A 211-nucleotide genomic window follows, 5' to 3' on the forward strand; every position below is an offset into this window, starting at 1 on the left:
CCCAACACTGAGCCGATGACGCAGCGTGTAGAGCTCGCGACCGTGATGGACCGATTCGCCGTGGACGGACTCGTGACCGAGTACGCGGTGGCCGTGGACGACGGCGACTGGGAGGCGTACCGGAGGCTGTTCGCACCGGACGGACGCGCCGACTACCGCTCGGCCGGCGGTATCGAGGGCGGCGCCGACGAGGTCGCGGGATGGCTCGCGC

The 211-nt window shown here is 71.1% G+C and carries 1 protein-coding gene; it reads left to right on the forward strand.

What is annotated here, in order from left to right:
- Positions 1–15: 15 nt before the first annotated feature.
- The coding region (locus tag MFF21_RS23915; RefSeq protein WP_238315071.1) for a nuclear transport factor 2 family protein at positions 16–211 on the forward strand (196 nt) is incomplete at its 3' end.

This window comes from Methylobacterium organophilum (genome assembly GCF_022179465.1).
In the GTDB taxonomy this organism is placed as follows: domain Bacteria; phylum Pseudomonadota; class Alphaproteobacteria; order Rhizobiales; family Beijerinckiaceae; genus Methylobacterium; species Methylobacterium organophilum.